Below are 26936 nucleotides of genomic sequence, written 5' to 3'. Positions count from 1 at the left end.
ACCCCCTGGCGCGGGCCGGCCCCCTTGGGGGCCGCCCGTCTGTTCCCTCCCGCCAGCCTCCCCGGCTCTGATCCCGAAAGGGTGCAGCATGGCCCGTAAAGTTGTCATCACCGGTCTAGGCGCGACTACACCCATCGGTGGAGATGTGCCGACCCTCTGGCAGAACGCCGTCAAGGGAGTGTCGGGGGTCCACCAACTCACGGATGACTGGGTCGAGCAGTACGACCTTCCCGTGAAGATCGCCGCCAAGCTGGCGGTCCCGGCCGATCAGGTCCTGGGACGCGTGGAGATGAAGCGCATGGACCCCTCGACCCAGTACGGCGTCATCGCCGCGCGGGAGGCGTGGAGGGACTCCGGCATCGAGGAGATCGACCACGACCGTCTCGCCGTCGCCTTCGCCACTGGCATCGGAGGCGTCTGGACGCTCCTGAACGGCTGGGACACCCTCAAGGAAAAGGGGCCCCGCCGGGTGCTGCCGATGACCGTCCCCATGCTCATGCCGAACGGCGTGGCCGCGGCGGTGAGCCTCGATCTCGGCGCCCGTGCTGGCGCCCACACGCCCGTCTCGGCCTGCGCTTCTGGAACTGAGGCGATGGCTGTGGGGCAGGAGCTGATTCGCTCCGGCAAGGCCGACGTGGTCATGGTGGGCGGCGCCGAAGCGGCGATCCATCCCATGCCCATTGCGGCCTTCTCCTCGATGCAGGCCCTCTCGAAGCGCAACGACGATCCCGAGCGTGCCTCGCGCCCCTACGACATCGATCGCGACGGCTTCGTCATGGGCGAGGGCGCCGGTGCACTCGTCCTTGAAGCCGAGGAGCATGCACTCGCGCGCGGCGCAAGGATCTACGCGGAACTCGCGGGCACCTCGGTCACGGCGGACGCCTACCACATCACAGCCCCCGATCCCGAGGGCCTGGGGGCCACGCGAGCCCTGAAGGCGGCGCTCTTCGACGCGCGCGTGCAGGCAGAAGACGTGGTGCACGTCAATGCGCATGCGACGTCGACCCCCGTGGGAGACAAGCCAGAGTACACGGCGCTCAAGTCTGCGCTGGGCGGCCATGTGGACAATGTGGCCGTCTCGGCCACGAAGTCACAGATGGGCCACCTGCTGGGGGCCTCCGGAGCGGTCGAAGCAGTTCTGACGGTTCTCGCAGTGCACGAGCGCAAGGCTCCGGCCACAATCAACCTGGACCACCAAGATCCTGAGATCCCGCTCGACGTGGTCACGAGCGCGCGTGATCTTCCCCAGGGAGACATCGTGGCTCTGAGCAACTCGTTCGGCTTCGGTGGCCACAACGCGGTGATCGTGATCCGGAACCACTGATCCCTCCGACGACGTGTGGGGCCCGCCTGATCGGCGGGCCCCACAGTTGTCTGCGATGGTTTCGAGTGCGGTGGATGTCCGGCGGTTCGGATCAGCCGACCTGATGGAGCCAGCGGACGGGAGCGCCCTCCGCAGCATGGCGGAACGGTTCCAGCTCCTCGTCCCACGCCTCGCCGAGCGCGAGGGAGAGCTCCTGGAAGACGGCGGTCGGGTCGCCAGCGCCCGACTCGTAGGCATACCTGATCCGGTCTTCCGAGACCATGATGTTGCCGTGCACGTCGGTGGTGGCGTGGAAGATGCCCAGCTCGGGCGTGTGGGACCATCGAGCACCGTCGACGCCGGGGCTCGGCTCCTCCGTGACCTCATAGCGGAGGTGCGCCCAGCCACGCAGGGCGGAAGCGATCTGCGCGCCCGTCCCGGGTGCGCCCACCCATGACAACTCCGAGCGGAACATCCCCGGCGCTGCTGGCTGGGGGATCCACTCAAGGTCCGTCCGCTTCTCAACGACGGAGCCGATTGCCCACTCGACGTGCGGGCAGAGAGCACTCGGTGCCGAGTGCACGAACAGCAGACCACGGGTCATCACTGCAGACATTCCATCCTCCATCGCTGTCGGTACGTCTTCCCCTACGACCGGTCAGCGTGGATTGTGTGGCCCTGTGGCAGATTCAGTTGTCACGGTCATTCTGCCGGACGGATCCGAAATACGCCAACAACCCCGACCGTGGCGCGATCTATGACGTCAATGTCTCACGCCCGCGGGTGGGCCTGGAGGTAGCTCGACCGCAGGCGCTCAACCGACACGTGCGTGTACAGCTGCGTGGTCGAAAGGCTCGAGTGACCGAGGAGTTCCTGAACCGAGCGGAGGTCGGCGCCGCCGTCGAGGAGATGGGTAGCGGCGGTGTGGCGTAGCGCGTGAGGTCCCCTCGCCCCCGTGTCGCCCAGTCCGCTGAGGGCCGCGTCGACGACCTCTCTGGCCTGCCTCTGGCCGAGCCGTCCCCCGCGTCGTCCGAGGAACAGGGCCGCGCCACTGGCCTCGGTAACCAGTGCGCTGCGGGCTCCGAGCCAGCGCACCACGGCGTTGGCGGCCGGGATTCCGAAGGGCACGGTTCGCTCTTTGTCTCCTTTGCCCAGAACCTTCGCGGTACGCGACCCGAGGTCGACGTCGTCGACGTCCAGGCCAACCAGCTCCGAGACACGGATCCCAGTGGCGTACAGCATCTCCGCCAAAGCGAGGTCGCGGACAGCGACAGCGTCCCCCGATTCGGCCGCTCCGGCCAGTTTCTCGAGAAGCCGTCTCGTCTGATCTTCGTGGAGGACATCCGGCAGCGCCCGCTGTTGCTTGGGAGACGCGAGCCTCAGCGAAGGGTCGACCTTAAGCTCCCCCTCTCGCACGGCCCACCCCATGAAGGACCGAACTGCGGCGGAGCGGCGAGCGAGCGTGGATCGAGCGTCTCCCCCCTCACTCTGTGAACCCAGCCAACGTCGCAGACCGGCGAGATCGATGTCGGCGAGAACCTCTGCTCCCTCCGACGCGACAGCCCGCAGCATCGAGAGCAGATCGCCCTCGTACGCCCTGATGGTGTGCGGTGAGCGCCCCCTCCCGAGAGCGAGGTACCGCAAAAAGCCCTCGAGGGGATCACGCAGACCTTCGGGCAGGCGCTCGGTATGAGGAGTCGGTTCGTCCACATCCCCACTGTGGCCGCTCCGACCAGATGCCACAACGCGACACTCGCTTTCCCACATCACGATCGCTTATCGCTCCTCCTCCATCCCCCAGGGACTGCCTGAGAGAGGCCCAAAAGCTGAAGGCGCCCGAGGCCAGCGCGCACTTGGGCGCCGCTCAGTCCCGCGACCCGGGCCAGACTGTCGATGGTGGTTCCGGTCTTCAACGGCAAAGCGTCGAGCAGCAGGAGGTCCTCTACAGCGAGGCCGTCGTGCGGCGCCGTGTGGCCTTCTCGCTGGCTCTCGAGGCCTTCGCCCATAGGCGCCAGCAGCTCGTAGACGTCTCTCACGTCAGTGACGCACACGGCCACTCCGTCCATCAGGAGGCGATGACAGCCAGCGGAGCTTCCGCTGTACACGGAACCGGGGACGGCTCCGACGATTCGTCCGAGGTCGGCAGCGTGATGAGCGGTGCTACGAGCCCCCGATCGCCAATGGGCCTCGACGACCACCGTGGCACCTCCTAACGCCGCAATCAGCCTGTTCCTCCGCAGAAATCGATGCTTCGTGGGCGACGCGCCGGGAGGGAGCTCCGACACGAGCAGCCCCCGGTGCGCGACGGCCCGCAAGAGATCCTCGTTCCCTGAGGGGTAGTAGCGATCCAAGCCGCCGGCCATGACGGCAATGGTGGGGAGCGTCGGACCCTCGGAAGACAGCGCGGCTCGGTGCGCCTGAGCATCGATTCCGTAGGCACCGCCGCTCACTACCGTGACCCCGCGGTCCACCAGGCCTCTGGCCATCTCCCCAGCGACGCTGAGTCCATAGTTCGTCGCGTCTCTGGACCCGACAATCGCGGCGGAGGCCGTGTGGGAGGGCAACCGTTCTTCGCCCCTCACCCACAGGCCGATCGGAGCCTGCGCACCGAGATCCTCGAATCCGTCCGGCCACTCGCGGTCCTCGGGAATGATGAAACGGCCACCGAACCTGGCAATGGTCTCGAGGTCACGGTGAGGCGCAAGGTCTGGGACTCGGGCTTTCCACCGCCCAAGCGCCCCAGCAAGGCCCTCCCATCTGGTAGCTCCGCTTCCGAGCACGAGGCTTCCTACCCGTGCTTCGATGCTGGGATCGATCGGCAGGCGCCCCGAAGCGACAGACAGCGCCTCCACCGGTCCCAGGGCTTCGACCAGGGCTGCCCCTGTCGAATCGCCCGGTTCGACCAGTCGTGTCAGGGCGGCCCGTGCCCTCCTCACCTCGTCCATGCTTTCCCCTTCCGTCGGAAGACCCAGACCTCCTCCCCTGAACCGCATCCCATCGGTCATGACCGGGACTCCGTAGCCCGCAGGAGGAGGGCTTGGCCGATCTCGTCGTCGCCCGGCCGCGGCTGGCCGGCTAAATCGGCCAAGGTCCATGCGACGCGCAAGACTCGGTCGTAACCCCGCGCCGTCAGCGTCTGACGTTCCATGGCGCGTTCGAGGACAGCGGTGGCCGTCGAAGGGAGCCGGAGCGGGCCGCGAAGCAGGCGTCCCGGCACGTCCGAGTTCCTGTCGAGGCCGTAGGGTCCCAGTCGCTCCGCTTGCAGCCGGCGAGCGGCAGCCACGCGCGAGGCGACGGCCTCCGAGGACTCGGCGGGCTCCCGCGCAGCAAGGTCCATCATGGACACCCGCTGCACCGCAAGCTGGATGTCGACCCTGTCGAGGAGGGGCCCGGACAGCTTCGCCTTGTAGCGCCGTCGGGCCTGCGGGGTGCAGCTGCACAGGAGGGCCTTCCCCGAGGCCTGTCCGCAGGGACACGGATTGGCGGCGAGCACGAGCTGGAATCTCGCTGGATAGGTCGCCGCTCCCAGAGTTCGGTGAATCGTGACGCGGCCGTTCTCGAGCGGCTGTCGCAGCGAGTCGAGAACCTGACGTTGGAACTCCGGCGCCTCGTCGAGGAACAGGACGCCCCGATGGGCTCGAGATGCCGCTCCGGGCCTCGGGATTCCAGAGCCGCCGCCAATTACTGCGGCGGAACTCGCGGTGTGATGCAGGCTCTCAAACGGAGGGCGGCGGATCAGGTCCCGCGTGCTGCTGGGGTGGTTCGAGAGCGAATGGATGGCCGTCACCTCCATTGCCGCCTCGTCATCGAGGTCCGGCAGGATGCTCGGCATGCGTTCCGCGAGCATCGTCTTGCCTGCACCCGGCGGGCCCAGCATGAACAGGTGGTGCCCACCGGCCGCGGCCACTTCAAGGGCGGCCCTCGCATCGTGTTGGCCTGCAACGTCGCGCAGGTCCGGCTGAGCGCCGCTCGGCTGGTCGTCGCCGCGCTCCTCGCCCGTGGGGCGGCCGCGTCGAATGCCGCCTGTGGACAGGACGACCTTCTGCGGATCGGCCCCGAGGTCCAAGGCGAGGCTCCCCAGACTTTCATACCCGCGGACGCGTGCGCCCGGAACCAACCGGGCTTCGGGAAGGTTCGCCTCGGCAACGACAATCTCGCGGTAGCCCGCGCGGACCGCCGCCATCACTGCGGGGAGCATTCCCTGCACCGGACGCAGGCGTCCATCGAGACCAAGCTCCGCGATGAAGACTGTCTCCACCGGTGGCCGGATGTCGCCGGCCGCCGAGAGGGCCGCCACGGTGATGGCCAGGTCGAAGGAGGTGCCGCGCTTGGGCAAGGACGCCGGGGTTAGATTTACGGTGATCTTCCGGCGGCTCAGCGGGAGGCCAGAGTTCTGGGCTGCCGAGCGGATACGCTCCTTTGCCTCGTTCAGGGACGAATCCGGGAGCCCGAGCAGCACGAACGCCGGAAGAGTCTGGCCGATGTCCGCCTCGGCCTCGACCACGTATCCGTTCAGGCCCACGAGTCCGATCCCGAGAGCTCGTCCGACGCCGCTCACGCGACACCCCGCAAGTGTTCGAGAAGGGGACTTTCCTTCTCCGGTCCGGTGACTGCGATGACGTCGACCCGGCGCGCCGCGTGGCGAAATCCGTGTTCGCGCGCCCACGCTGCGGCGAGCCGAGCCACGCGGGCCAGCTTGACGCCGTCGACCGCTTCGAAGGGGTGCCCGAACGCCCAAGATGTCCTGGATTTGACCTCGACGGCAACGAGTACGCCGCAGTCCAGCGCCACCAGATCGAGTTCGCCGTCTTGGCACCGCCAGTTCCGGTCCAGGATCGTCGCACCGGTTGCCTTGAGATAGTCCTCTGCGACACGCTCTCCGCGCTGCCCGAGGCTGTCTTTCGCCCTCATGGAGCCAGCCTGCCCGGGGCGGGTCCGTCGGGTGGGTCGGAGCGGACCCTATGTGGACGACGCGCCCAGAAAAGCGTTGTGGAGGACTACCCCCCGCGCAGGACGCTACGTCCCGAGGCCGTCCTTGGGCAGCGCGAGGTCCTCGACCTTGGGGAGCTCCTCGACGTTCACGTCCTTGAAGGTGATCACACGGACACTCTTGACGAAACGCGCGCTCCGATAGACGTCCCAGACCCACGCGTCCTGAAGGGTCAGGTCGAAATACACCTCACCGTCCGCCGAGCGGGCCTGTAGGTCCACGTGATTGGCCAGATAGAACCGCCGCTCGGTCTCCACGACATAGCTGAACAGCGAGACGACGTCGCGGTACTCACGGTAGAGCTGCAGCTCCATGTCCGTCTCGTAGTTCTCGAGATCTTCAGCGCTCATTGTCCTATCCTCCATCACCTTCGAGAGGCTCGGAGGCACCCTCGAGATTCCAGCTGCGCCGGTGCCACGTGCTAGCCCCGTACTCGATGAGGGCGGCACGGTGCTCAGCCGTCGCGTAGCCCTTGTTCACCGCCCACCCGTACCGGGGGTCGTCCACCCCGATCTGCGTCATGATCGCATCGCGTTCGACTTTGGCGAGGATGCTTGCCGCAGCGACGGCCTGGCACTTGAGATCGGCTTTGATCATGGTGTGGACCGGGATGACCGGCACAGCAGCGACGTCGCCGAAGAGCGAATTCTGGCCCCCCCGGCCCAGCCAGTCGTAATTGCCGTCGAGGTGGACAACATCCGGCACCACCCCGGCCGCAGCGATCGCCTCCAGTGCCCGGGTTCCGGCCAGCCTCAGTGCCTCCATGAGGCCAAAGGCGTCGATTTCGTCCGCCCCCGCGTGGCCGACCGCGCTCGCGACCCCCCACGAGCGGACCTTGGGAACGAGCTCCCGACGCTTCTCGGGGGCGAGCAGCTTGCTGTCGCGGAACATCGTACGGGTGCGAACTGTACGAGCGTCGACTACCACGATGCCGACGGAGACCGGGCCCGCAAGTGCTCCCCGGCCAACCTCGTCGCACCCTGCCACGAGCGGACCGTACTCGGCGGCGAGCTGGCGGACGTAGCGCAGTGTCGCGGGCGCAGGGGCGCGCCGAATCGCGGTTGGCCTTTCGATGATGGGCTGGATCACGGTCATATCAGTGAGGGGCAGGGATGGACGCGAAGGTGCTGGGATAGCTGCCCAGGCTTCCTAGGCGGTTGAGCGGCCATGCGATGACGACAGCTTGGCCCTCGATGTCGCTTTCGTCAATGAATCCGTTGCCCGGCTGAGACGCGTTGTGGAAGCGGGAGTCCGATGAATGGTTCCGGTTGTCCCCCATCACCCACACCTTGCCGGCTGGAACGGTCACGTCGAAGGGCACAGGGCGCGGGACTTCGGCGGGGTTGACGTAGGGCTCAGTGAGCGCGACGCCGTTGACGGTGACCTTCTGCTGTGCGTCACAGCAGACGACATGATCTCCCGGCAGCCCGATCAGCCGTTTGATGAGGTGCTGCTGCGACATGTCAGGCAGGAGGCCGATGAATTCGAGGCTCTGCTGGAACCAGTTCTGATTCCCATCCGGCGACGGCGGAAGCCATCCCTTCGTGTCTTTGAAGACGATGACGTCTCCACGATGGAGCTCGAAATTCCGCGGCACCATGAGGTTCACGAAGATCCGGTCGTTCTCCTCGAGCGTGGGAACCATGGACTCGGAGGGAATATAGAACGCCTTGAAGAAGAAGGTTTTGATCACGAACGAGATCGCGATCGAGATGACCAGGATGAGCGCTATCTCCCGGAGCCAGCTGAGAATCCCATTGCGTCGCTGCCGGCGGCCATGGCCCGAGTCTGCGCTTCCCTGCGAGTCCGGGGCATCAGGTCCGATCTCTGCCCCATGTGGCCCTGTCTCCGCCCCGTGCGTCACTGGGCCTCCTTCTGAGTGCTGCTCATCGCGCCCAATCTATCAAGCGGCCAGAGGATGGCGATGGGCTCGCCGATAACGCGGTCGGTGCGGACAAGTCCGCCACCGGGTGCCCCGAGAAGAGATCGCGAGTCCACAGAGTCGGCGCGGTGGTCACCCAGGAGCCACAGGCGGCCGGGAGGGACGACGACGTCGAACCGCTGAGTGCTGGGAGCATCGCCTGGGTAGACATAGGGCTCATCGAGCGGGCTGCCGTTGACCGTGATGTGCCCGTCGGCCGTGCAGCACGTCACGTGGTCTCCCGCCACGCCCACGACACGCTTCACGTACACGGTCTCATTGGGCACGAGCCCGAACCACTCGCCGACTCCGCGGACGGCGTCCCCCACCCATCCGCGCCCGCTGTCGAGGGGGGCGAACGAGCCACGGCCGTCGAAGACCACGACGTCTCCACGGGCGATAGGGCGTCCTGAAAAGGCCGTGCGCGACACGGCTATTCGATCACCCGGCTGGAGCAGGGGCTCCATCGAGCCGGACGGGATGTAGTAGAGGTCCACGAGGAAGGCTCGGACGAGTCCGCAGACCAGAATGGCCGCAATCACTCCGAGAAGCGCCGAGCGCCAGCCCAGTAGCCTGGGCCGGCGCTCGGTACGGAAGCCTTGCAGCAAGGCTTACTTGGAGTTGCTGTAGTCGCGCTTCTCCTTGATCTTCGCGGCCTTGCCGCGGAGCTCGCGCATGTAGTACAGCTTGGCGCGGCGAACGTCACCCTTGGTCACAACCTCGATCTTGTCGATGATCGGGGAGTGAACCGGGAACGTGCGCTCGACGCCCACACCGAAGGAGACCTTGCGGACGGTGAACGTCTCGCGGACACCGAAGCCCTGACGGCCGACCACGAAGCCCTGGAACACCTGGATGCGGGTGTTCTTGCCTTCGATGATGTTGACATGCACCTTGATGGTGTCACCCGGCGAGAACGAGGGAACGTCCGAGCGGAGGGACGCGGCGTCAACGTTGTCGAGAATATGCATGATGCTTCTCCTGGCGACTGCCACAGGTCAATCGCTTCAGTCGCGGGCCGCGAGGCCCGTGCTCTCCCCCGCACGCCGGCTGACCCGGCAGCGGGGCGCCCCGACCGTTGGCAGGCTCCCCTGTGGCAGAGTCCAAGCCCGGCGGGCGCAACGCTCTATTCTGCCATGATCTCGCGCGCCAGCGCGAATCCCCGGAGCATCACCGCCGCACGAGGCGACCATGGACGACGTCGTACCCCAGCTCCCGCAGGACCTCGCGCTCCCGCCCTGTGAAGTCGGCAGGATCAGCGTCTTCGAGCAGTTCAGGGCGTCGAGCGGCGGTCCGGCGGAACTGCTGCTCGCGGCGCCAGCGGGCGATGAGCCCGTGGTTGCCGCTCAGAAGGACGTCGGGCACGTCGTGTCCCCTCCACGAGGAGGGCTTCGTGTACACCGGGTACTCGAGGAGGCCGTCCGAATGGGACTCCTCCACGAGCGATTCGGGATTCCCCACGACGCCGGGGAGCAGCCTGCCGACCGCCTCGACCATGGCCATGACGGCCACTTCGCCGCCGTTGAGCACGTAGTCGCCAAGGCTCACGGGCCGCACGCGGAAGTGCTCGGCGGCCCACTCGAGGACGCGCTCGTCGATGCCCTCGTAGCGGCCGCACGCGAACGTCAGGCTCGGCTCCCGGGCCAATTCGTGGGCGAGCGCCTGCGTGAAGACCTCCCCGGCGGGCGACGGCACGATCAGCGTCGGCGGCTCGTTCGTCTCGGGAAGCTCGGCCAGGACAGCCTCAAGTGCGAGCGCCCACGGCTCGGGCTTCATGACCATGCCCGCGCCACCGCCATACGGCGTGTCGTCTACTGTCCGGTGCCGGTCAGCCGTGAAGTCCCGCAGGTCGTGCACCAAAAGCTGAAGGATCCCGTCCTCCTGCGCGCGGCCGAGCAGGGAGAGCCGGAGCGGGGCAAGATACTCCGGGAAGATGCTGACGACGTCGACGCGCACCTACGCTTCCTTGCCTTGCCGCGTCTCAGGCTCGGAGTTCAGCTCGAAGAGCCCCGGCGGCGGGACGACGACGATGAAGCCGCCCTCGACGTCGACCTCGGGAACGATCTCCTCGACAAAAGGAACCAGCACCTCGCCGGAGGGCGTATCCACGACGAGGAGATCCTGGGCGGGCATGATCTGGAGAGCCGAGACGCTTCCCGCTGCCTTGCCGTCGACACGGACCTCGAGACCCACGAGCTCATGCTCGTACCAGCCCTCGTCGTCCTCGTCCTCGACGTCCTCTGTGTCCAGAAAGAGCGTGGCCCCGCGCACTTCCTCGGCGCGATTGCGGTCGGCAACCTCCTCGAATCCGAGGACGAGGATGTCCTTGTTCCAGCGCGCTGAGCGCACCGTGAGCGAGCCCACGGTGAGAGAACCGTGGGAGGCGGGGTCGACGTCGAACTCCGCGCCCTGGATGAAGCGGTCTTCAGGCGAGTCCGTCAGGACCTGCACCGTCACCTCGCCCCGAATGCCGTGCGGCTTGCCGATGCGCGCGACCCGAACCTTCATCTCTTCCTCTCATCGTGCTCGCAAATTCGTCATACAGAAAAGGCTCCGGCCCCTCAGCCTATCGGCGGAGGGGCCGGAGCCTCGTGCTGGTGTGCCAGAGGTCAGCGGCGTCTGTCGGTGTCGACGACGTCGACACGAACCGCGTCGCCCTCGGCCAGGGCCGCCACGACGGTGCGGAGCGCACGCGCCGTTCGCCCCTGTCGGCCGATCACCCGGCCCAAATCGTCCTGATGGACGCGGACCTCGAGGATATCGCCCCGGCGGCCACTCTTGGCCTCCACGGTGACATCGTCGGGGTTGTCCACGATTCCGCGGACGAGGTGCTCGAGTGCGTCGGCCAGCAAGTTACTCAGCCTCGGCCGTCTCGGCGGGGGCCTCGTCGGCAGCCTTCGACGCCTTGGGCGCCTCGGGGACGATCACGGAGTCCTTCTCAGGGGCAACGAACGCAGCCTTGGACTTGGGAGCCTTGAGGGTGCCTTCCTGACCCGGGAGGCCCTTGAACTTCTGCCAGTCGCCGGTGACCTTGAGGAGCGCCAGCACCTGCTCGGTCGGCTGAGCGCCGACGGAGAGCCAGTACTGGGCGCGCTCCGAGTTGACCTCGATGAACGAGGGATCCTCGATTGGGTGGTACTTGCCGATCTCTTCGATCGCACGGCCATCGCGCTTGGTACGCGAGTCCGCGACGACGATGCGGTAGAACGGCTGGCGCATCTTGCCGAAGCGCTTGAGACGAATCTTAACGGCCACTGTTGTGGTCACTCCTGTTTCTGCAAATGGTCGAACCCGCGCTTTCTGCACCCGTGGGGCGAGCCATACTCGGGCCGGTTCTGGTGGACACGACGCGCGCGGAGAGAGGGGCCACGCGGATCGGGTACCCGTCTATTGTGCCAGATGCTTCGGCGGCATTGCGATTTGCAACGCGGCCGAGCTCAGGAGCCTGCCCAGACGAAGAGTTCCTGCTGGTCCGATTCGTCGACGTCAGCGGCAAGCTTGGCCAGCTGCTCGACGTATCCGTAGGCCTCTTGGGCGTTGAACGGCAGGTCTTCCTGGTCCACCCAGGCCGCGGCGACGCGCTCGACGGCGTCGCCCTCGCCTTCGTCGGACTCATACGCGAGAAGCTCCGCGAGCGCGCGGACCATGGCCGGCGGAACCGCCAGAAGCGTATCGCTGGCGACGTCCACCATGACGAGCTCGTAGTCGGCGCCCGCAGCGTGCACCGCTGCCCCCACCAGTCCTCCTAGCTGCTCGATCTCATAGTCCGAGACGCCCGGGATGCGCACCCCCTCGCCATCGACGTCGGAAGCGGAGCCGGCGTCGAGGTCCGCGGCCCTGCGGAGCGCGTCGGAGTGGGTTGAGACGAATACTTCGGCGAACGGGTTGGGAGCTGACACGGGATCCCCCTCGATCGGGCGGGCGCGGGGCCAGGCCAGCCCCTGCGACGGACTGCTGAACGGACAACGTGCCCGCGGGGCCCGCGGACACGTTGAGCGTAGCGCAGGAGGGAACGGGCTGCCACGAAGCGCGGGTCAGCGCTCCACTGCCAGACGGATCCTGTTCCGCCACGGGTCCTCGAACCGGAGCTCGAGCCCTGTGTGCTCGGTGGCAACTCCGGCAGACTTCAGGCGGTCCGCCGCGGCGAGGAGATCGTCGTCGCCCGGAAGGTGGATGAGGACCTCGCCGAGGCCCAGCGTGTCCTTGCGCGGCCCGGCCCCGCGGCTGTTCCACACGATCAACGACATGTGGTGGTGATACTTCCCCGCAGCGACGAAGAGGGCCTGCCCATGCCACCCCGCGGTCTGCTCGAATCCGAGAGTGTCCACGTAGAAGCGGTGCGCGGTGGGAACGTCACCGACCTGGAGGTGCACATGGCCGACGCCGGCACCCGACTCGGTCTGGAAAGTCACCGCTTCTTCGGTGAGGTTCGCCTGGAGGAAGCCCCGCGGGGGAAGCGGAAGGCTGTCCATGACGACCTGGTCGCCATGCCATTCCCAGGTGCTGCGCGGCTTGTCGAAATACAGTTCGACGCCGTTGCCTTCGGGGTCGGTGAAATAGAAGGCCTCGGAGACAAGGTGGTCGGCGCTCCCCGCGAAGAGGCGCGGGTCATACTGGGCGGCCGTCGCGACCGTGGCTGCCAGATCAGATCGATTCTCGAACAGGATCGCCGTGTGGAACAGCCCGGCCTCTCCTCGCCCGGGGATCTGCAGTCCGGCAGCAGGGCTGAGGTGAATGATCGGAAGGCCCTTGCGTCCCAGGTACACGCCGCCGAGCGACTCGGAGATCGGCACGAGGCCCAAGGCTCGCTGGTAGTAGTCCAGCATGAGTTTCATGTCCCCGACCTTGAGCATGACCGTGCCCATGCTCAGGTCCGCGGGCAGGAGATCTTGGCTCGACGCCGACAAGCTGGATGGTGTGGTCATGGCTGCTCCTCGGATCTGGTGTTGTCATCCATCGTACATTTACTTGAAGCTTCAATCAAGCAGGAATATTCCGGCTGTCGTGCTAGCCTGCGTGACTGTCCACACGGGTGCCCTCGCAGGGGCTGAGATCAGGCTGACGCGGCCTGCGACCGTCGAACCTGTCCGGGTCATGCCGGCGTAGGAAGTGAGAATCCCTTGGGAAACACTGTGAGCACCCCAGCAACCGCAGAACAGCACCCCGCCCACGCGCTCGCGTTCGTCGACGACAAAGAGCAGGGACTGAGAGTGCCGGTCACCGAGATCCGGCTCGATCCCTCCCCCAACGGCCTGCCGAACCCGTCCCTGCACGTCTACCGGACCGCCGGCCCCGGCAGCGACCCGGTGGTGGGGCTGCCGCCCTGCCGCGCGGCGTGGATCGAGGACCGCGGAGACACGGAGGCCTACGAGGGTCGCGAGCGGAACCTGCTCGACGACGGCCGCTCGGCGCAGCGTCGTGGTGCAGCCTCAGCCGAGTGGAAGGGCGCCAAGCCAGTCCCCCGGCGCGCCAAGGACGGCCTGCGTGTCACCCAGATGCACTACGCCCGCCGAGGCACGATCACGCCCGAAATGCGGTTCGTCGCACTCCGCGAGAACTGCGACGTCGAACTCGTCCGGAGCGAAGTTGCCGCCGGGCGCGCCATCATCCCGAGCAACATCAACCACCCCGAGTCGGAGCCGATGATCATCGGCAAGGCCTTTCTCGTGAAAATCAATGCGAACATCGGCAATTCGGCGGTGACGTCGTCGATCGCCGAGGAGGTCGACAAGCTCCAGTGGGCAACGAAATGGGGCGCGGACACCGTCATGGACCTCTCGACCGGCGACGATATCCACACGACGCGCGAATGGATCATCCGCAACGCGCCAGTTCCAATCGGCACCGTGCCGATCTATCAGGCTCTCGAAAAGGTCAACGGCGACGCATCGAAGCTCACATGGGAAGTCTTCCGCGACACCGTGATCGAGCAGTGCGAGCAGGGCGTCGACTACATGACGATCCATGCCGGCGTGCTCCTGCGCTACGTTCCGCTCACGGCGAACCGCGTTACGGGGATCGTGTCCCGCGGCGGATCGATCATGGCCGGCTGGTGCCTCGCGCACCACGAGGAGAACTTCCTCTACACCCATTTCGATGAGTTGTGCGAGATCTTCGCCCAATACGATGTCGCCTTCTCCCTCGGAGACGGCTTGCGGCCGGGTTCGACGGCGGACGCGAACGACGCCGCCCAGTTCGCCGAGCTCGATACGCTCGCCGAGCTGACTAAGCGCGCGTGGGAGTTCGACGTGCAGGTCATGGTCGAGGGCCCTGGCCACATCCCATTCCATCTGGTGCGGGAGAATGTCGAACGCCAGCAGGAGCTCTGCGATGGGGCACCGTTCTACACGCTGGGACCCCTCGTTACGGACGTCGCCCCCGGCTACGACCACATCACGTCGGCCATCGGGGCAACGGAGATCGCCCGTTACGGCACCGCCATGCTCTGCTACGTCACCCCCAAGGAACACCTCGGGCTGCCGAACAAGGACGACGTCAAGACCGGGGTGATCACGTACAAGATCGCCGCCCACGCGGCCGATCTCGCCAAGGGGCACCCTGGCGCCCGGGAACGCGATGATGCCCTCTCGAAGGCCCGCTTCGAGTTCCGCTGGAAGGATCAGTTCGCGCTCTCCCTCGACCCGGCGACGGCCGAGGCCTTCCACGACGAGACTCTCCCGGCCGAGCCGGCCAAGACGGCCCACTTCTGCTCGATGTGCGGGCCCAAGTTCTGCTCGATGCGCATCTCCCAGGACATCCGGAACGAATTCGGATCCAAGGAGGCTCAGGAAGCGATCGCCGGGATCGCAGACGGCATGAAGGCGAAAAGTGCCGAGTTCCTCGCCCAGGGCGGGAAGGTCTATCTGCCCGAGACTATCTCCGTGGGCGCACCCGAATAAGTTGCTCCGCCGAGGTCGGGGCGAGAAGCCCCGATCTCGGCGGCAGACGACCCGACCTCGGCGCCACACGACCCGACCTCGGCGGAGAGGGGTGCGCGCGGGGGTGCCAGACGGTTACTTGCCGAGGAACTTCTCGAAGCCCTTCGGAAGGTTCAGGGACGCCGGGTCGAAGTCGGACGGCTCCTGCTGGCCGAACGCGGAGCCGGACTTGGCTGCGTTCGCGGCGCCGGCTGCACGCCGCTGCTCCGCCTCGCGCAGCTGCTGCGCCGCCTTCGCCGGGTTGCCCGAGCGGGCCTTCTTCTTGCCATTCTTGCCGGCGGGCTTCCGCGATCCTCCGCCCATGCCGGGCATCCCCGGCATTCCCGGGATTCCACCGCCCTGCGCCATCTTGCGCATCATCTTCTGGGCTTGGCCGAACCGCTCGAGCAGGCCGTTGACCTCGGAGACGTGGACGCCGGAGCCGCGGGCAATGCGGGCGCGACGCGAGCCATTGATGATCTTGGGCGCCACCCGCTCGTGCGGCGTCATCGACCGGACGATGGCTTCGACGCGATCGATCTCGCGCTCGTCGAACTGCTCGAGCTGCTGGCGGAACTGGGCCGCACCCGGCATCATGCCGAGGAGCTTCTTCATCGAGCCCATCTTGCGGATCTGCTGCATCTGGGTCAGGAAGTCCTCGAGCGTGAAGTCCTCCTGGTCGGCGAACTTCTTCGCCATCCGAGCGGCTTCGTCCCGGTCCCAGTTCTTCTCGGCCTGCTCGATGAGCGTCATGACATCGCCCATGTCGAGGATGCGCGATGCCATCCGGTCCGGGTGGAACAGCTCGAAGTCGTCCAGGCCCTCGCCCGTGGAGGCGAACATGACGGGACGACCGGTCACCGAGGCCACCGAGAGGGCGGCGCCGCCGCGGGCATCGCCGTCGAGCTTGGTGAGGACGACGCCGGTGAAGTCGACGCCCTCCTCGAAGGCCTTCGCGGTGTTGACGGCGTCCTGGCCGATCATCGCGTCGATGACGAACAGGACTTCGTCGGGATTGACGGCGGAACGGATGTCCGCCGCCTGCTGCATCAGTTCGGCGTCGATGCCGAGGCGTCCGGCCGTGTCGACGATGACCACGTCGTGCAGCTTGCGGCGGGCCTCCTCGACGCCTCCGCGGGCAACGCCGACCGGATCCCCGCTGGCAGCCTCGAACTCGGACTGGACGCCAGGGTGCGGGGCGTACACGGGGACGCCGGCTCGCTGCCCCACGACCTGAAGCTGCGTGACGGCGTTCGGACGCTGAAGATCCGCGGCGACGAGGATGGGCGAGTGGCCCTGGCCCTTGAGCCATTTGGCCAGCTTGCCCGCGAGCGTGGTCTTGCCGGCACCCTGCAGACCGGCGAGCATGATGACGGTGGGCGGGTTCTTCGCGAGCCGAATGCGCCGCGTCTCGCCGCCGAGGATGTTCACGAGTTCGTCATTGACGATCTTGACGACCTGCTGGCTCGGATTCAGCGCGGCGGCCACCTCCGCGCCGAGAGCCCGCTCGCGGACGCGCGCCGCGAAATCGCGCACGACGGGAACCGCTACGTCGGCGTCGAGGAGAGCGCGGCGGATCTCGCGGACGGTTGCGTCGACGTCGGCCTCGCTCAGGCGGCCCTTGCCGCGGAGATTCTTGAACGTCGCAGTCAGACGGTCCGAGAGGGAGTTGAACACGTGACGGAGTCGCTTTCAGTCCTGTGAGTTGCCCGCCAATCGGCGGATCTGCCATTCCCAAGGGTATCAACGGCACGTGGGCGGTGGCATGCTGGGCACCGTGACGACCCAGACCTCAGATCCGAAGCCCGCCCCCTCACCGACTTCCGAGCCGGATCGGCGACGGGGACAGGTCCGAACCCTCCTCATTCTCGGCGCGTCCGGGGACCTCACGGGACGCCTCCTGTTCCCCGGGTTGGCCCGGCTTCTCGCGACAGGGCGGCACGCCGGCCTCTCCGTCATGGGAGCCGGCCACGAGAACTGGACCGAGCAGCAGTGGGCCGCGCGCGTCCATGACGCGACGGAGGGGGCGCTGGCCGAAGCCACCCCAGAGGGGCGCCAGGAACTGGAGCGCGTCCGCCGCGAATCCACGTACCAGCAGCTGGACGTCACGGCTCCGGGGGTCCTCGCGCGGTTTCTCGAGGCACTGCCGTCGCCCGTCGCGGTCTACTTCGCCCTCCCGCCCCAGATCACGGAGAAGGCCTGCGAGGTCCTCTCCCCCGCCGACCTCCCGCCAGGAACCCGCTTTGTGCTCGAGAAGCCGTTCGGCACCTCCGAGTCCTCGGCCGAGTCGCTGAACGAGACCCTCCGCGCGCTCGTTCCCGAGCAGCAGATCCACCGTGTGGACCATTTCCTGGGAAAGGGCACGGTCCTGAACATCCTCGGGCTGCGGTTCGCCAACAACTTCCTCGAGCCGGTATGGAACCGAGACCACATCGAGAAGGTCGAGATCTTCTTCGACGAAGACCTCACGCTCGAGGGACGCGCCGGCTACTACGACCGCGCGGGCGCCCTGCGGGACATGATCCAAAGCCACCTGCTCCATGTCATGGCGATCCTCGCCATGGAAACGCCGGCGCGACTCGACGAGCGCGATCTGCGGGACCAGATCAGTGCCGTTCTCCGGGCCGCCCGAGTCGAGGAGCCGTTCGCCGAGACGACGCGCCGTGCCCGGTACACCGCCGGCCGCATCGGGAACCGCGAGGTACCGGACTACACCGCGGAATCGGGCGTCGAGGCCGCGAGGGGAACTGAGACGCTCGCGGAGATCACCGTCACGCTCGCCACTTGGCGCTGGGCGGGGGTCCCCTTCGTCCTTCGGTCGGGGAAGGCGCTCGGAGCGAAGCGGAAGGAAGCAGTCATCACGTTCAAGCCGGTTCCCCATCTTCCCGAGGGATTCATCGGCGTGGACGAGCCGAACCGCCTGCGCATCGGCTTCGGCCCCGACGTCCTCCAGCTCGACGTCGACGTCAATGGACCGGGAGACGTCCTCACCCTCAATCGCGTCACGCTCGACGCAGACCTCAGCGCCACGGACCTCCTCCCGTACGGCGAGGTTCTTGACGGCGTGCTGAGCGGCGATCCCCTGCTCTCGGTGCGCGGGGACACCGCGGAGAGCTGCTGGCGGGTGGTGGACCCCGTGCTCTCAGCGTGGGCCGCGGACAAGGTGCCCATGGAGACCTACCCGGCAGGAAGCATGGGACCGGAGAGGTGGGCCACCTCGTCGCTCGAGGCGGACGGGACGGAAGTCGGCAGGGACGAGGGCGTCAGATAGCGTCCGATCCGCGCTCACCGGTCCGGACGCGTACCACGTCGTCGACTTGGACTGTCCAGACCTTGCCGTCCCCGGCTTGGCCAGTGTTGGCGGCCGCAACGATGACGTCGAGGATGTCTTCGGTCTGCTCGTCCGCCGCGAGGATCTCCACTCGGATCTTCGGCAGGAGATCCACGGTGTATTCGGCGCCGCGATACACCTGCGTGTAGCCGCGCTGGCGTCCGTAGCCGCTCGCCTTCGTCACGGTGAGGCCTTGCACCCCGTAGGACTCGAGGCCCTCCCGGATCGCATCAAGCTTTTCGGGACGGACGATCGCAGTAATCAACTTCACGAGGAAACTGTAGCCGTGCCGCGCGCGTCGACGAGCTCCCGCCCAGCAGACTCGCCGACGCCGTCGTGGGGGTGAACCGGTCCCTGCAGGTGGGCGATGGGGAGCTTCGCCGCGAGCGGATGGAATCCGCCGGCCGAGGACGAACCGGAGTGGTACGCGGTCTCGGCGTGGATCGCGATGTCGACCCCCGCTTCTTCGACGTCGGCCGAGACCCGGAAGCCCATGACCGCCTTGATGACGAGGCCGAGCGCGATGGAGACCGCGAACGAGTAGACCAGCACGGCTCCGGTCCCGACGGCCTGCTTGCCGAGGAGCTCGAGGCCGCCGCCGTAGAAGAGGCCACGGCCGGCGACTGGAGCAGCAGGGCTCGCGGCGAGGCCGATGAAGAGCGTCCCCACGATGCCGCCCACAAGGTGCACGCCCACCACGTCGAGCGAATCGTCGTAGCCGAACCTGTACTTGAGGCCGACGGCGAGCGCACAGACAGTTCCCGCGACGAGGCCGAGGACGATGGCCCACAGCGGCGTCAGGGAGGCGCAGGACGGCGTGATGGCGACCAACCCGGCGATGGCGCCGGAAGCCGCCCCGAAGGACGTGGCGTGACCGTCGCGGACCTTCTCGACGACGAGCCAGCTGAGCACGGCGGCGCACGGTGCCACGAGGGTGTTGATCCAGACAAAGCCCGCGGTGCCGTTTGCCGCGAGGGCCGAACCGGCGTTGAAGCCGAACCAGCCGAACCAGAGGAGGCCACAGCCCAGCATCACGAGGGGAAGGTTGTGCGGGCGGTGGTTGGGGTCCTTGCCGAAGCCGAGACGCTTCCCGAGGACAATGGCCAGCGCGAGGCCGGCAGCGCCGGCGTTCACCTCGACGGCCGTGCCGCCGGCGAAGTCGATGAGCCCAAGGTGGTTCAGCCAGCCGCCGATGAACGTGCCGTGGGAGTCTGACTTCGCGTCGAACACCCAATGCGCGACCGGGAAGTACACAAGGACGCCCCACAGTGCGGCGAACACCATCCAGGAGCCGAACTTCGCACGGTCGGCAATCGCGCCGGATACGAGCGCAACCGTGACGGTCGCGAAGACACCCTGGAAGCCCACGAACACGATCTCCGGGATGCTCCCGACGAGCGGCATGTCCCTCCCGGTCGACAGGAGACCGTGGAGACCCCAGAACTCGAACGGGTTTCCGAACAGGCCGCCGAACGCGTCATCTCCGAACGAGATCGAGTATCCGACCGTGACCCAGAGGACGCCGACGATCGCGAGGGCGCCAAAGCTCATCATCATCATGTTGAGCATGGACTTCACGCGGGTCATGCCGCCGTAGAAGATCGCGAGTCCGGGCGACATGAGCAGCACGAGCGCTGCGGAGACGAGTACCCAGGCGGTGTCGCCAGCATTCATGGGTCGTGGGCCTTCCGAGGGGGAAACGGTCGTCTTCCAGATTCCTCCCGCGGTGTTTCCAACGTCGAGCACCCATGTTGCCCCAGTGTTACAACAGAGCCACGGACGTTAAGAGTCCGTCACCGGCGTGTTAACGCCGTGTTTCCTGGTGGCGGTTTCCGCCGGTTGTCAGGCCTGCGGAAAGCGGACGACGGCGGTGCCTCCCGCCGTCGTCCGCTCCCTGCCTGGGTGGGCTGGCTAGATCGCGGCTGCCCCGCGCTCGCCGGTCCTGACCCGGATGGCCTCGTGGACGTCGACCGTCCAGACCTTGCCATCGCCGGCGCGGCCGGTGTTGGCCGTCGTGATGATGACGTCGAGGATGTCGTCAGTCTGCTCGTCGGTCGCGAGGATCTCGACCCTGACCTTGGGGAGGAGGTCCACGCTGTATTCCGCGCCGCGGTACACCTCGGTGTAGCCGCGCTGCTGGCCGTAGCCGCTCGCCGTGCTGACGGTCAGGCCCTGGACCCCGTAGGACTCGAGGCCTTCTCGGATCGCGTCGAGCTTCTCGGGCCGGACGATCGCGGTGATGAGCTTCATGAAGTGACCTTCCCTGCCTTGGTGGACTCGGTGAGCAGATCGTCCGCGTTGAACCCGGAGATCTCGTCTGCGGCGCCCTTGGCACCCAAGGGGTGGAAGCCGTTGCCGCCAGATGCCGTCGAGGAGTACGCGGTCTCGGCGTGGAGCGCGATGTCGACACCGGCTTCCTCGGCCTCCGTGGAGACTCGGAAACCCATCGTCGCCTTGATGATGAGGCCGATCACGAGCGAGAGGACGAACGAGTACCCGAGGACGGTGCCGGCGCCGATCGCCTGCTTGCCGAGCAGCTCGAAGCCGCCGCCGTAGAACAGGCCCTGACCTGCCGAGGGGGCGCCGGGGCTGGCCGCGAGACCGATGAACAGCGTGCCGACGATGCCGCCTACGAGGTGCACGCCCACCACGTCGAGCGAATCGTCGTAGCCGAACTTGTACTTGAGGCCAACGGCGAGGGCGCAGACAGCGCCGGCGAGGACGCCGAGGATGATGGCCGCGAGCGGGGAGATCGCTGCACAGGCCGGCGTGATCGCCACGAGGCCCGCCACGGCGCCGGAGGCAGCACCAAGGGAAGTTGCGTGCCCGTCGCGGATCTTCTCGACGATGAGCCAGCCCAGGACGGCGGCGCACGGTGCGACGAGCGTGTTGATCCAGGCGAAGGCCGCCGTTCCGTTGGCTGCGAGCGCCGAGCCCGCGTTGAAGCCGAACCAGCCGAACCAGAGGAGGCCCGCGCCGAGCATCACGAACGGGAGGTTGTGCGGGCGGTGGTTCGGATCCTTGCCGAAGCCGCGGCGCTTGCCGAGGACGAGCGCGAGGGCCAGACCGGCCGCCCCGGCGTTGATGTGGACAGCAGTTCCACCCGCGAAGTCGATCACGCCGAGGTGGTTGAGCCAGCCGCCGATGAAGTTGCCGTTCGCGTCCTTGTTGGCGTCGAACACCCAGTGCGCCACCGGGAAGTAGACGAGGACCGAGAACAGGGCCGCGAAGACCATCCACGAACCGAACTTGGCCCGGTCGGCGATCGAACCGGAGATGAGCGCAACCGTGATGATCGCGAACACGCCCTGGAAGCCGACGAAGGCGAGTTCAGGGATGGTGCCGGCCAGCGACATGTCCTGTCCGGTGGAGAGAGTGCCATGGAGGCCGAACTTGTCGAGGTTGCCGATGAGGCCGCCGAATGCGTCGGTGCCGAACGACATCGAATAGCCCACGGTGGCCCACAGGACTCCGACGAGCGCGATGGCTCCGAAGCTCATCATCATCATGTTGAGCACGGACTTGGCGCGGGTCATGCCGCCGTAGAAGAAAGCAAGCCCGGGCGTCATGAGCAGCACGAGCGCTGCCGAGGCGAGGACCCAGGCGGTATCGCCAGCGTTCATGGTGATTGCCTTTCGAGGGGTGGAACAGAACGGAATCGCCTGGCCCGTCGCCGCCGCTTTTCGACGGCCCGATCGGACCACTGAGAACAGATTGCGCCTCCGGTGTTTCAGCCGCACGCGACCCAAATTGCCCTGTTGTTACAACTTCATCCCCCGCGTTAAGGCAGGATCACCGGGACGTTAACGCGGTGTTTCAGAGCGCTTTTTCATAGGGTTGTGCCATGCCCCGCCTGTTCCCCCGCGCGACGGACCACCGCCCTGCTGCTCCCCGCACCGCGATCCCGCGCGACGTCTGGGTGCTCGTCGCGGCAGCCTTCGCGATCGCCATCGGCTTCGGTCTCGTGGCCCCGGTCCTGCCCCAATTCGCCGCGAGCTTCGGTGTCGGTGCCACTGCCGCGTCGGTGATCGTGAGCGCGTTCGCCCTGACGCGCCTCGTCCTGGCACCGAGCGCGGGCGGCCTGGTGAACCGGCTCGGGGAACGGCCGGTCTACGTGATCGGTGTCCTGACGGTCGCGGTCTTCACCGGCGCGTGCGCGTTCGCGGGAAGCTACTGGCAGCTCCTCCTCTTCCGCGGACTCGCAGGAATCGGCTCCACGATGTTCACCATCTCGGCATCGGGACTCATCGTGCGGCTCGCCCCGCCCGAGGCGCGTGGGCGCGTGAGCGGCCTCTACGCGTCGTCGTTCCTTTTGGGGAACATTGCCGGCCCGCTGGTGGGCGGCCTCCTCGCCGGCCTCGGGCTGCGAGTCCCGTTCCTCGTGTACGCCGGCACGCTCGTGGTCGCGGCATCGATCGTCGGCATCATGCTCGGGCGCGGTCGGACTGCCGAGGTCCGGACCGCCCTGCCTCCTCTGCGCCTCCCCGAGGCCCTTTCCGTGACGCCCTACCGCGCAGCCCTGGTCTCCAACTTCGCGAACGGGTGGGCCACGTTCGGCATCCGCATGGCCCTCGTCCCGCTGTTCGCTGCTGCCGTGCTTCACGCCGCGCCAGCCGTCGCAGGCCTTGCGCTCGCCCTCTTCGCCCTCGGCACGGCGGGGGCCCTCACCTTCTCAGGCCGCCTCGTGGACACGTGGGGCCGGCGGCCGCTGGCGCTCGCGGGGCTCGGCATCGCCGCCGTCGGAACGGCGCTCATGGGAGTGAGCGGCAGCGACGGCGTGCTCTTCCTGCTGTCCGTGGTGGCCGGCTTCGGCTCAGGCCTCCTCAGCCCCGCGCTGCAGGCCACGGTCGCCGACGTCATAGGCCGCGAGCGGAGCGGCGGAGCTCCGCTGGCCGTCTTCCAGATGGTCTCCGACGTGGGAAGCATCGTGGGGCCGCTGCTGGCCGGCCTTCTCGCGGACAGCGTCGGCTATGTGTGGGCCTTCGCTGCCTCGGGCACGTGCCTCCTGCTCGCCATGCCAGCGTGGACAGGCAGACGGAATCGCAGCAGCGCCCGGAAAGCCGACCCATCACGAATGCTTGAGAACGAGGACGGCCGCGAGCCACACGGTTGAGGCGCCGGTTGAGAAGGTGGCGTTCGGCGCGGCCCCTACGGCGGTCAGCTGGTCCTCGGCCACGAACTCCATATCGGGAGCGGGCGAGACGTTGATGCGAGAGGTGAACCCCGACCCGGACGCCAGCGTGTCCCCGAAACCCGAATCGGCGTAGAACCCGACCGCGAGTTCGTTGGCAGCACTGGCTGCCGCGGTGGCGCCCGAGGCGACTGTCGATTTCGTTCCGGTGGTCCCCGTAGCGTGGGCCTGGACATCCACGGCGCCGCTTCCGGTCGCGGTGGAGAGGCCCGAATATTCGAGGACTCCGAGGCCAATATCGGCCGGGGACGTCGTCTTTGCCGTGACGGTGACCGTCGAGCCGCCCCCTCCCGTGATCGGTGCCGTCCAGACGCTCATCTCCGTGTGATCCGAGGCGGTGAAGTGCGTGATCTCGGTGTAGGCGTTGCCTGCCGAGTCCGTGACACTGCTCGCCGTGGCGTTCGAGGAATTCCAGACACCCACTTCTACGACAAGCCTGTCTCCCGCGGTGACGGCGCGCCCGAGCGTCACGGTCGTCTGGGGCGAATTGCCCACGTGGGCGCTGCCCTGCTGAACGAACGCTGGCACCACGGTGGAGCTCGGTGTGACGCTGTTGGAGGGGGCCGACGCGGGCGAGGTCCCGACGGCGTTGGTCGCCGTCACCGTGAAGGTGTAGGCGACCCCGTTCGTGAGGCCCGTGATCGTTGCCCCGGTGGGCGCTGGGTTGCCCGTCACCGTGGTCGGCGCCAGTGCCGTCCCGCCCGTCCATGGCGTGACGGTGTACGACGTGATCGTCGATCCGCCGTTGTTCGGAGCGTTCCAGGTGACGTTTGCCGAGGCGTTTCCCGCCGAGGCGCTCACTCCGGCGGGCGCCGCGGGAGCGGTGGCCGCAGGCGCGACGTGCACGGTCGCGGCCAGGGAGGGCACACCGCTTCCGTTGACGACGAAGAGCATGTAGTCGCCCGGGGGCGCGGAGGCGCCCGAGACAGGAGCCTGTGCAGACAGGGAGCCCGAGCCTGCGGTGAAGCTGAGCGGGACGAAGTGCTGGTCCATGTCGGCCTGATGCGTGTCCGCTGCGAACGAGACGAGGTTGATGGCGCTGATGGACGCAGCGTCGGGGCTGCTGATCGTGAAGCTCGATCCGTACGCGATCGTCGCCGGAGCGGAAGAGATCGTCGGCCGGGTGCCTCCAAACAGGTACGACGGCGAGTAGACCTGGGCGCTGTACTGCCCGGGATTGCCCAGTGAGTCTTCGTGGCCGCCGCCCGCGATCAGCACCGTGCCGTCGGGCTGGAGGACGGCCGTGGAGTGGTAGTTCCGCGCCGCCGCGATCTGACCGATCACGCTCCACGCGCCGGTTGCCGGATCCCAGATCTCGGCGGGGAGCACGCCGCTCGTGACCTGGGTCTGATCCGAGGTCGGTTCTCCACCGACGGCGAGCACGCGCCCGTCGGCGAGTGTGGTGAGAGTGTGGTAGACGCGGGGGTAGTTCATGGGGGCAATGGGCTTCCACCCGGGGGTGCTGGCGGTGAGGTCGATGGTCGCCGCGCCGGCGACTGCCGTCGTCGTCGAGGTCACGCTCGGAGCGCCCCCGCTGTAGAGGATCTGCCCGGGCCGGTACATGACCGAGGAACCGTTCCTCAGCCCGCTCGCGCCGACTGACGTCCAGGTCTGAGCCGCCGCGTCGAGCCAATAGGAGACATCCTCAGAGGGACCGATGGTGAAGACCTTGCCATTGGGGGCAAGGTAGGAGAACGGATACTCCTCCTCGTGGACTTGGGAGGTGGTGATCTTCGTCAGGAGCGTCCACGTGTTGGTCGAGGGATCGTAGACCTCAGGGGTGTCAGCCCAGGTCGAGGCGCTGGACGAGTTGCCGCTGATCGCCACATAGCGGCCATCGGCAAGTTCAACGAGGTCCGGGTACCAGCGCGGAAGATTCATGCTTGCCAAGCGGCTCCACGCCTGGGTGCTCGGATCGAAGACGTTGGTGTCGGTCAGCCCCTGATTTCCGGTGGTCGTCACGCCATAGCCGCCCGCCACGATCACCCGGCCGTCGGCGAGCTTTGCGTTGCCTGAGCAGAAGATGCTCGACGGCGCGGTGATCGTTGTGAACGAACCGGTCGACGGGTCGTAGAGCGAGGTCGGTTCGGGCGTCTGCCAGCCGTCCCACTGCAGGATCTTTCCGCTGTTGAGCACCACGGAGTGCACCGCCACGATCGGCCAGGTGAGGAGCGGTCCCCATTGGCCGCTCGCGTTCGTGCTCGGCACGACGGCGTTCGACGGCGCCGACGCGGGTCCCGTGCCAACGCCGTTCGTCGCCGAGACGGTGAAGGTGTACGTGCTCCCGTTCGCGAGGCCGGTCACCGTGGCGGACGCCGCGGGTGGCGTCCCCGTCACCGTCGTGGCGGGTTGGGCAGCGGTGCCGACGTACGGCGTCACGGTGTACGAGGAGATCTGGGACCCGCCGTTGGACGGCGCCGTCCAGGACACAGTCGCCGAGCCGTTCCCCGGGCTCGCTGCGACCCCTGTCGGTGCTCCGGGGACGGTCGGCGCGGGGGCGCCTGCGTTCTTGAGGACCACAGTCGCGGCGAGCCACACCGTATTGGCCCCCGTCGTGAAGCTCGCGTTCGGCGCTGCGCCCGAGCCGACGACGGTGTCCTCGTCCACGAACTCCATATCGGAGGTCTTCGAGGTGTTCGTCCGCACTGTGAAGCCCTGCCCACCGCCGAGGGTGTCGCCGAACCCTGAGTCGACGTAAGCACCGAAGGCCAGCTCGCCGTCGCCCGTCGTCGCCGGCGTCGCTCCCGAGGCGACCGTCCCGCTTGCGGATGTGGTTCCCGAACCCTGCGCGTGGACATCCATGGCCGAGACGCCGCCCGCCGTCGACAGTCCGCTGTACTCCACGACCGAGAGGCCAACATCCGCGCTGGAGGTCGGCTTGGCCGTTACTGTTGGCCGCGTCCCCCCGCCAGCCGTGATCGGCGCGCTCCAGATGCTCAGCTCGGTATGGTCAGAGGCCGCAAAGTGGACGAGTTCGGTGTAGGTGTTCCCGGCGGAGTCAGCCACGCTCGCAGTGGTCGCCGAGGAGCTGTTCCAGACACCGACGGCCACCACCAGCCTGTCGCCGGCCGCCACTGCCGAGCCCGGCGTCACGGCGAGTGATGAGACGTTCGCCGCATGGGCTGAGGCCTGTTGGACGAAGGCGGGGCTGGTCACGGCCTGGGCCGGCGGCGCTTGCACGCCGAGTCCGGCGGCCAGGAAGAGCACGCCCGCAACACGGAGGAATCGGGAACGAAGGACGGGGCGCACTGGAACTCCCACGGTGTGGAGACCGCAATGAAAC

At 67.4% G+C, this 26936-nt stretch carries 26 protein-coding genes and 1 riboswitch; of the genes, 4 read left to right on the top strand and 22 right to left on the bottom strand.

From position 1 onward, the window contains the following. Window positions 1-88: 88 nt before the first annotated feature. Complete coding sequence (gene fabF / locus ACTHL9_RS17580) at window positions 89-1324, top strand: beta-ketoacyl-ACP synthase II (protein WP_440520557.1); 1236 nt, start codon at window positions 89-91, stop codon at window positions 1322-1324. A 91-nt stretch (window positions 1325-1415) separates the two neighbouring features. Here the strand turns inward: fabF and ACTHL9_RS17575 are convergent, their stop codons facing one another. The 16 genes from ACTHL9_RS17575 to ACTHL9_RS17500 form a co-directional block, all read right to left on the bottom strand. Beyond that, window positions 1416-1919, bottom strand: coding sequence for a DUF3145 domain-containing protein (locus tag ACTHL9_RS17575; RefSeq protein ID WP_440520556.1), 504 nt, complete (start codon window positions 1917-1919; stop codon window positions 1416-1418). Between the two features lie 155 nt (window positions 1920-2074). Then, the gene (locus ACTHL9_RS17570; protein ID WP_440520555.1) at window positions 2075-3013 is read right to left on the bottom strand and encodes a tyrosine recombinase XerC; all 939 of its coding nucleotides are present in this window, start codon (window positions 3011-3013) and stop codon (window positions 2075-2077) included. Between the two features lie 56 nt (window positions 3014-3069). Then, window positions 3070-4248: a DNA-processing protein DprA gene (dprA, locus tag ACTHL9_RS17565; protein ID WP_440520554.1), complete on the bottom strand. Its 1179-nt coding sequence runs from the start codon at window positions 4246-4248 to the stop codon at window positions 3070-3072. Between the two features lie 56 nt (window positions 4249-4304). Next, window positions 4305-5861: a YifB family Mg chelatase-like AAA ATPase gene (locus tag ACTHL9_RS17560; RefSeq protein WP_440520553.1), complete on the bottom strand. Its 1557-nt coding sequence runs from the start codon at window positions 5859-5861 to the stop codon at window positions 4305-4307. Next, window positions 5858-6214, bottom strand: a complete 357-nt coding sequence (locus tag ACTHL9_RS17555) for a YraN family protein (RefSeq protein WP_440520552.1) — start codon at window positions 6212-6214, stop codon at window positions 5858-5860. Before ACTHL9_RS17555 ends, ACTHL9_RS17560 begins: the two co-directional genes overlap by 4 nt. A 105-nt stretch (window positions 6215-6319) precedes the next feature. Further along, entirely contained in the window at window positions 6320-6643 is a 324-nt protein-coding gene (locus tag ACTHL9_RS17550; RefSeq protein WP_043127802.1) for a DUF2469 domain-containing protein, read from the bottom strand. 4 nt (window positions 6644-6647) lie between these two features. Continuing rightward, complete coding sequence (locus ACTHL9_RS17545; protein ID WP_440520551.1) at window positions 6648-7388, bottom strand: ribonuclease HII; 741 nt, start codon at window positions 7386-7388, stop codon at window positions 6648-6650. 1 nt (window position 7389) lies between these two features. After that, a complete protein-coding gene (lepB, locus tag ACTHL9_RS17540) occupies window positions 7390-8157 on the bottom strand; it encodes a signal peptidase I (protein WP_440520550.1) in 768 nt (255 codons plus the stop codon). After that, window positions 8154-8756: a signal peptidase I gene (gene lepB, locus ACTHL9_RS17535; RefSeq protein WP_440520549.1), complete on the bottom strand. Its 603-nt coding sequence runs from the start codon at window positions 8754-8756 to the stop codon at window positions 8154-8156. Before lepB (ACTHL9_RS17535) ends, lepB (ACTHL9_RS17540) begins: the two co-directional genes overlap by 4 nt. Window positions 8757-8825: 69 nt before the next feature. Beyond that, on the bottom strand, window positions 8826-9185 hold the full coding sequence (gene rplS / locus ACTHL9_RS17530) for a 50S ribosomal protein L19 (protein WP_440520548.1): 360 nt from the start codon (window positions 9183-9185) through the stop codon (window positions 8826-8828). 199 nt (window positions 9186-9384) lie between these two features. Further along, complete coding sequence (gene trmD / locus ACTHL9_RS17525; RefSeq protein ID WP_440520547.1) at window positions 9385-10170, bottom strand: tRNA (guanosine(37)-N1)-methyltransferase TrmD; 786 nt, start codon at window positions 10168-10170, stop codon at window positions 9385-9387. Next, a complete protein-coding gene (gene rimM / locus ACTHL9_RS17520; protein ID WP_440520546.1) occupies window positions 10171-10722 on the bottom strand; it encodes a ribosome maturation factor RimM in 552 nt (183 codons plus the stop codon). Between the two features lie 101 nt (window positions 10723-10823). Then, a complete protein-coding gene (locus tag ACTHL9_RS17515; RefSeq protein WP_138413284.1) occupies window positions 10824-11066 on the bottom strand; it encodes an RNA-binding protein in 243 nt (80 codons plus the stop codon). A gap of 1 nt (window position 11067) precedes the next feature. After that, window positions 11068-11469: a 30S ribosomal protein S16 gene (gene rpsP, locus ACTHL9_RS17510; RefSeq protein WP_440520545.1), complete on the bottom strand. Its 402-nt coding sequence runs from the start codon at window positions 11467-11469 to the stop codon at window positions 11068-11070. 182 nt (window positions 11470-11651) lie between these two features. Beyond that, window positions 11652-12113 (bottom strand): hypothetical protein, encoded by a 462-nt coding sequence (locus ACTHL9_RS17505; RefSeq protein WP_440520544.1) that lies wholly within the window; start codon window positions 12111-12113, stop codon window positions 11652-11654. A 135-nt stretch (window positions 12114-12248) separates the two neighbouring features. Further along, complete coding sequence (locus ACTHL9_RS17500) at window positions 12249-13139, bottom strand: VOC family protein (RefSeq protein ID WP_440520543.1); 891 nt, start codon at window positions 13137-13139, stop codon at window positions 12249-12251. A 93-nt stretch (window positions 13140-13232) separates the two neighbouring features. Further along, window positions 13233-13340, top strand: a riboswitch (TPP riboswitch). Between the two features lie 6 nt (window positions 13341-13346). Here ACTHL9_RS17500 and thiC point away from each other — a divergent pair. Next, a complete protein-coding gene (thiC, locus tag ACTHL9_RS17495) occupies window positions 13347-15113 on the top strand; it encodes a phosphomethylpyrimidine synthase ThiC (protein ID WP_440520542.1) in 1767 nt (588 codons plus the stop codon). A 114-nt stretch (window positions 15114-15227) separates the two neighbouring features. Here the strand turns inward: thiC and ffh are convergent, their stop codons facing one another. Further along, complete coding sequence (ffh, locus tag ACTHL9_RS17490; protein WP_440520541.1) at window positions 15228-16808, bottom strand: signal recognition particle protein; 1581 nt, start codon at window positions 16806-16808, stop codon at window positions 15228-15230. A gap of 187 nt (window positions 16809-16995) precedes the next feature. Between ffh and ACTHL9_RS17485 the strand changes: the two genes are divergently transcribed. Next, window positions 16996-18402 carry a glucose-6-phosphate dehydrogenase gene (locus ACTHL9_RS17485; RefSeq protein WP_440520561.1) on the top strand — a complete coding sequence of 469 codons (1407 nt, stop codon included), beginning with the start codon at window positions 16996-16998 and terminating at the stop codon, window positions 18400-18402. Here ACTHL9_RS17485 and ACTHL9_RS17480 read toward each other — a convergent pair. The 4 genes from ACTHL9_RS17480 to ACTHL9_RS17465 all read right to left on the bottom strand — a co-directional run bounded on the left by ACTHL9_RS17480 (window position 18395) and on the right by ACTHL9_RS17465 (window position 22085). After that, window positions 18395-18733 (bottom strand): P-II family nitrogen regulator, encoded by a 339-nt coding sequence (locus ACTHL9_RS17480; RefSeq protein WP_440520540.1) that lies wholly within the window; start codon window positions 18731-18733, stop codon window positions 18395-18397. The genes ACTHL9_RS17485 and ACTHL9_RS17480 overlap by 8 nt on opposite strands. Then, entirely contained in the window at window positions 18730-20136 is a 1407-nt protein-coding gene (locus ACTHL9_RS17475) for an ammonium transporter (protein WP_440520539.1), read from the bottom strand. The genes ACTHL9_RS17480 and ACTHL9_RS17475 overlap by 4 nt, the downstream gene beginning before the upstream one ends. A gap of 237 nt (window positions 20137-20373) precedes the next feature. Further along, window positions 20374-20712: a P-II family nitrogen regulator gene (locus ACTHL9_RS17470; RefSeq protein ID WP_138413276.1), complete on the bottom strand. Its 339-nt coding sequence runs from the start codon at window positions 20710-20712 to the stop codon at window positions 20374-20376. After that, a complete protein-coding gene (locus ACTHL9_RS17465; RefSeq protein ID WP_440520538.1) occupies window positions 20709-22085 on the bottom strand; it encodes an ammonium transporter in 1377 nt (458 codons plus the stop codon). Before ACTHL9_RS17465 ends, ACTHL9_RS17470 begins: the two co-directional genes overlap by 4 nt. A 221-nt stretch (window positions 22086-22306) precedes the next feature. Between ACTHL9_RS17465 and ACTHL9_RS17460 the strand changes: the two genes are divergently transcribed. Next, on the top strand, window positions 22307-23575 hold the full coding sequence (locus tag ACTHL9_RS17460; protein ID WP_440520537.1) for an MFS transporter: 1269 nt from the start codon (window positions 22307-22309) through the stop codon (window positions 23573-23575). Here ACTHL9_RS17460 and ACTHL9_RS17455 read toward each other — a convergent pair. Beyond that, complete coding sequence (locus tag ACTHL9_RS17455; RefSeq protein WP_440520536.1) at window positions 23531-26902, bottom strand: fibronectin type III domain-containing protein; 3372 nt, start codon at window positions 26900-26902, stop codon at window positions 23531-23533. The two genes, ACTHL9_RS17460 and ACTHL9_RS17455, sit on opposite strands and share 45 nt — an antisense overlap. Between the last annotated feature and the right edge of the window lie 34 nt (window positions 26903-26936).

The organism is Sinomonas sp. (assembly GCF_051955515.1).
GTDB lineage: Bacteria > Actinomycetota > Actinomycetes > Actinomycetales > Micrococcaceae > Sinomonas.
This window is presented reverse-complemented; position numbering and strand designations above follow the sequence as displayed.

Excerpts from the sequence above, each read along its gene's own strand:
- fabF (WP_440520557.1), top strand. The coding sequence starts at position 89 with ATGGCCCGTAAAGTTGTCATCACCGGTCTAGGCGCGACTACACCCATC.
- ACTHL9_RS17575 (WP_440520556.1), bottom strand. The coding sequence starts at position 1,919 with ATGTCTGCAGTGATGACCCGTGGTCTGCTGTTCGTGCACTCGGCACCG.
- dprA (WP_440520554.1), bottom strand. The coding sequence starts at position 4,248 with ATGGACGAGGTGAGGAGGGCACGGGCCGCCCTGACACGACTGGTCGAA.
- ACTHL9_RS17555 (WP_440520552.1), bottom strand. The coding sequence starts at position 6,214 with ATGAGGGCGAAAGACAGCCTCGGGCAGCGCGGAGAGCGTGTCGCAGAG.
- ACTHL9_RS17550 (WP_043127802.1), bottom strand. The coding sequence starts at position 6,643 with ATGAGCGCTGAAGATCTCGAGAACTACGAGACGGACATGGAGCTGCAG.
- ACTHL9_RS17545 (WP_440520551.1), bottom strand. The coding sequence starts at position 7,388 with ATGACCGTGATCCAGCCCATCATCGAAAGGCCAACCGCGATTCGGCGC.
- rplS (WP_440520548.1), bottom strand. The coding sequence starts at position 9,185 with ATGCATATTCTCGACAACGTTGACGCCGCGTCCCTCCGCTCGGACGTT.
- rimM (WP_440520546.1), bottom strand. The coding sequence starts at position 10,722 with ATGAAGGTTCGGGTCGCGCGCATCGGCAAGCCGCACGGCATTCGGGGC.
- ACTHL9_RS17500 (WP_440520543.1), bottom strand. The coding sequence starts at position 13,139 with ATGACCACACCATCCAGCTTGTCGGCGTCGAGCCAAGATCTCCTGCCC.
- ACTHL9_RS17475 (WP_440520539.1), bottom strand. The coding sequence starts at position 20,136 with ATGAATGCTGGCGACACCGCCTGGGTACTCGTCTCCGCAGCGCTCGTG.
- ACTHL9_RS17470 (WP_138413276.1), bottom strand. The coding sequence starts at position 20,712 with ATGAAGCTCATCACCGCGATCGTCCGGCCCGAGAAGCTCGACGCGATC.
- ACTHL9_RS17465 (WP_440520538.1), bottom strand. The coding sequence starts at position 22,085 with ATGAACGCTGGCGATACCGCCTGGGTCCTCGCCTCGGCAGCGCTCGTG.
- ACTHL9_RS17460 (WP_440520537.1), top strand. The coding sequence starts at position 22,307 with ATGCCCCGCCTGTTCCCCCGCGCGACGGACCACCGCCCTGCTGCTCCC.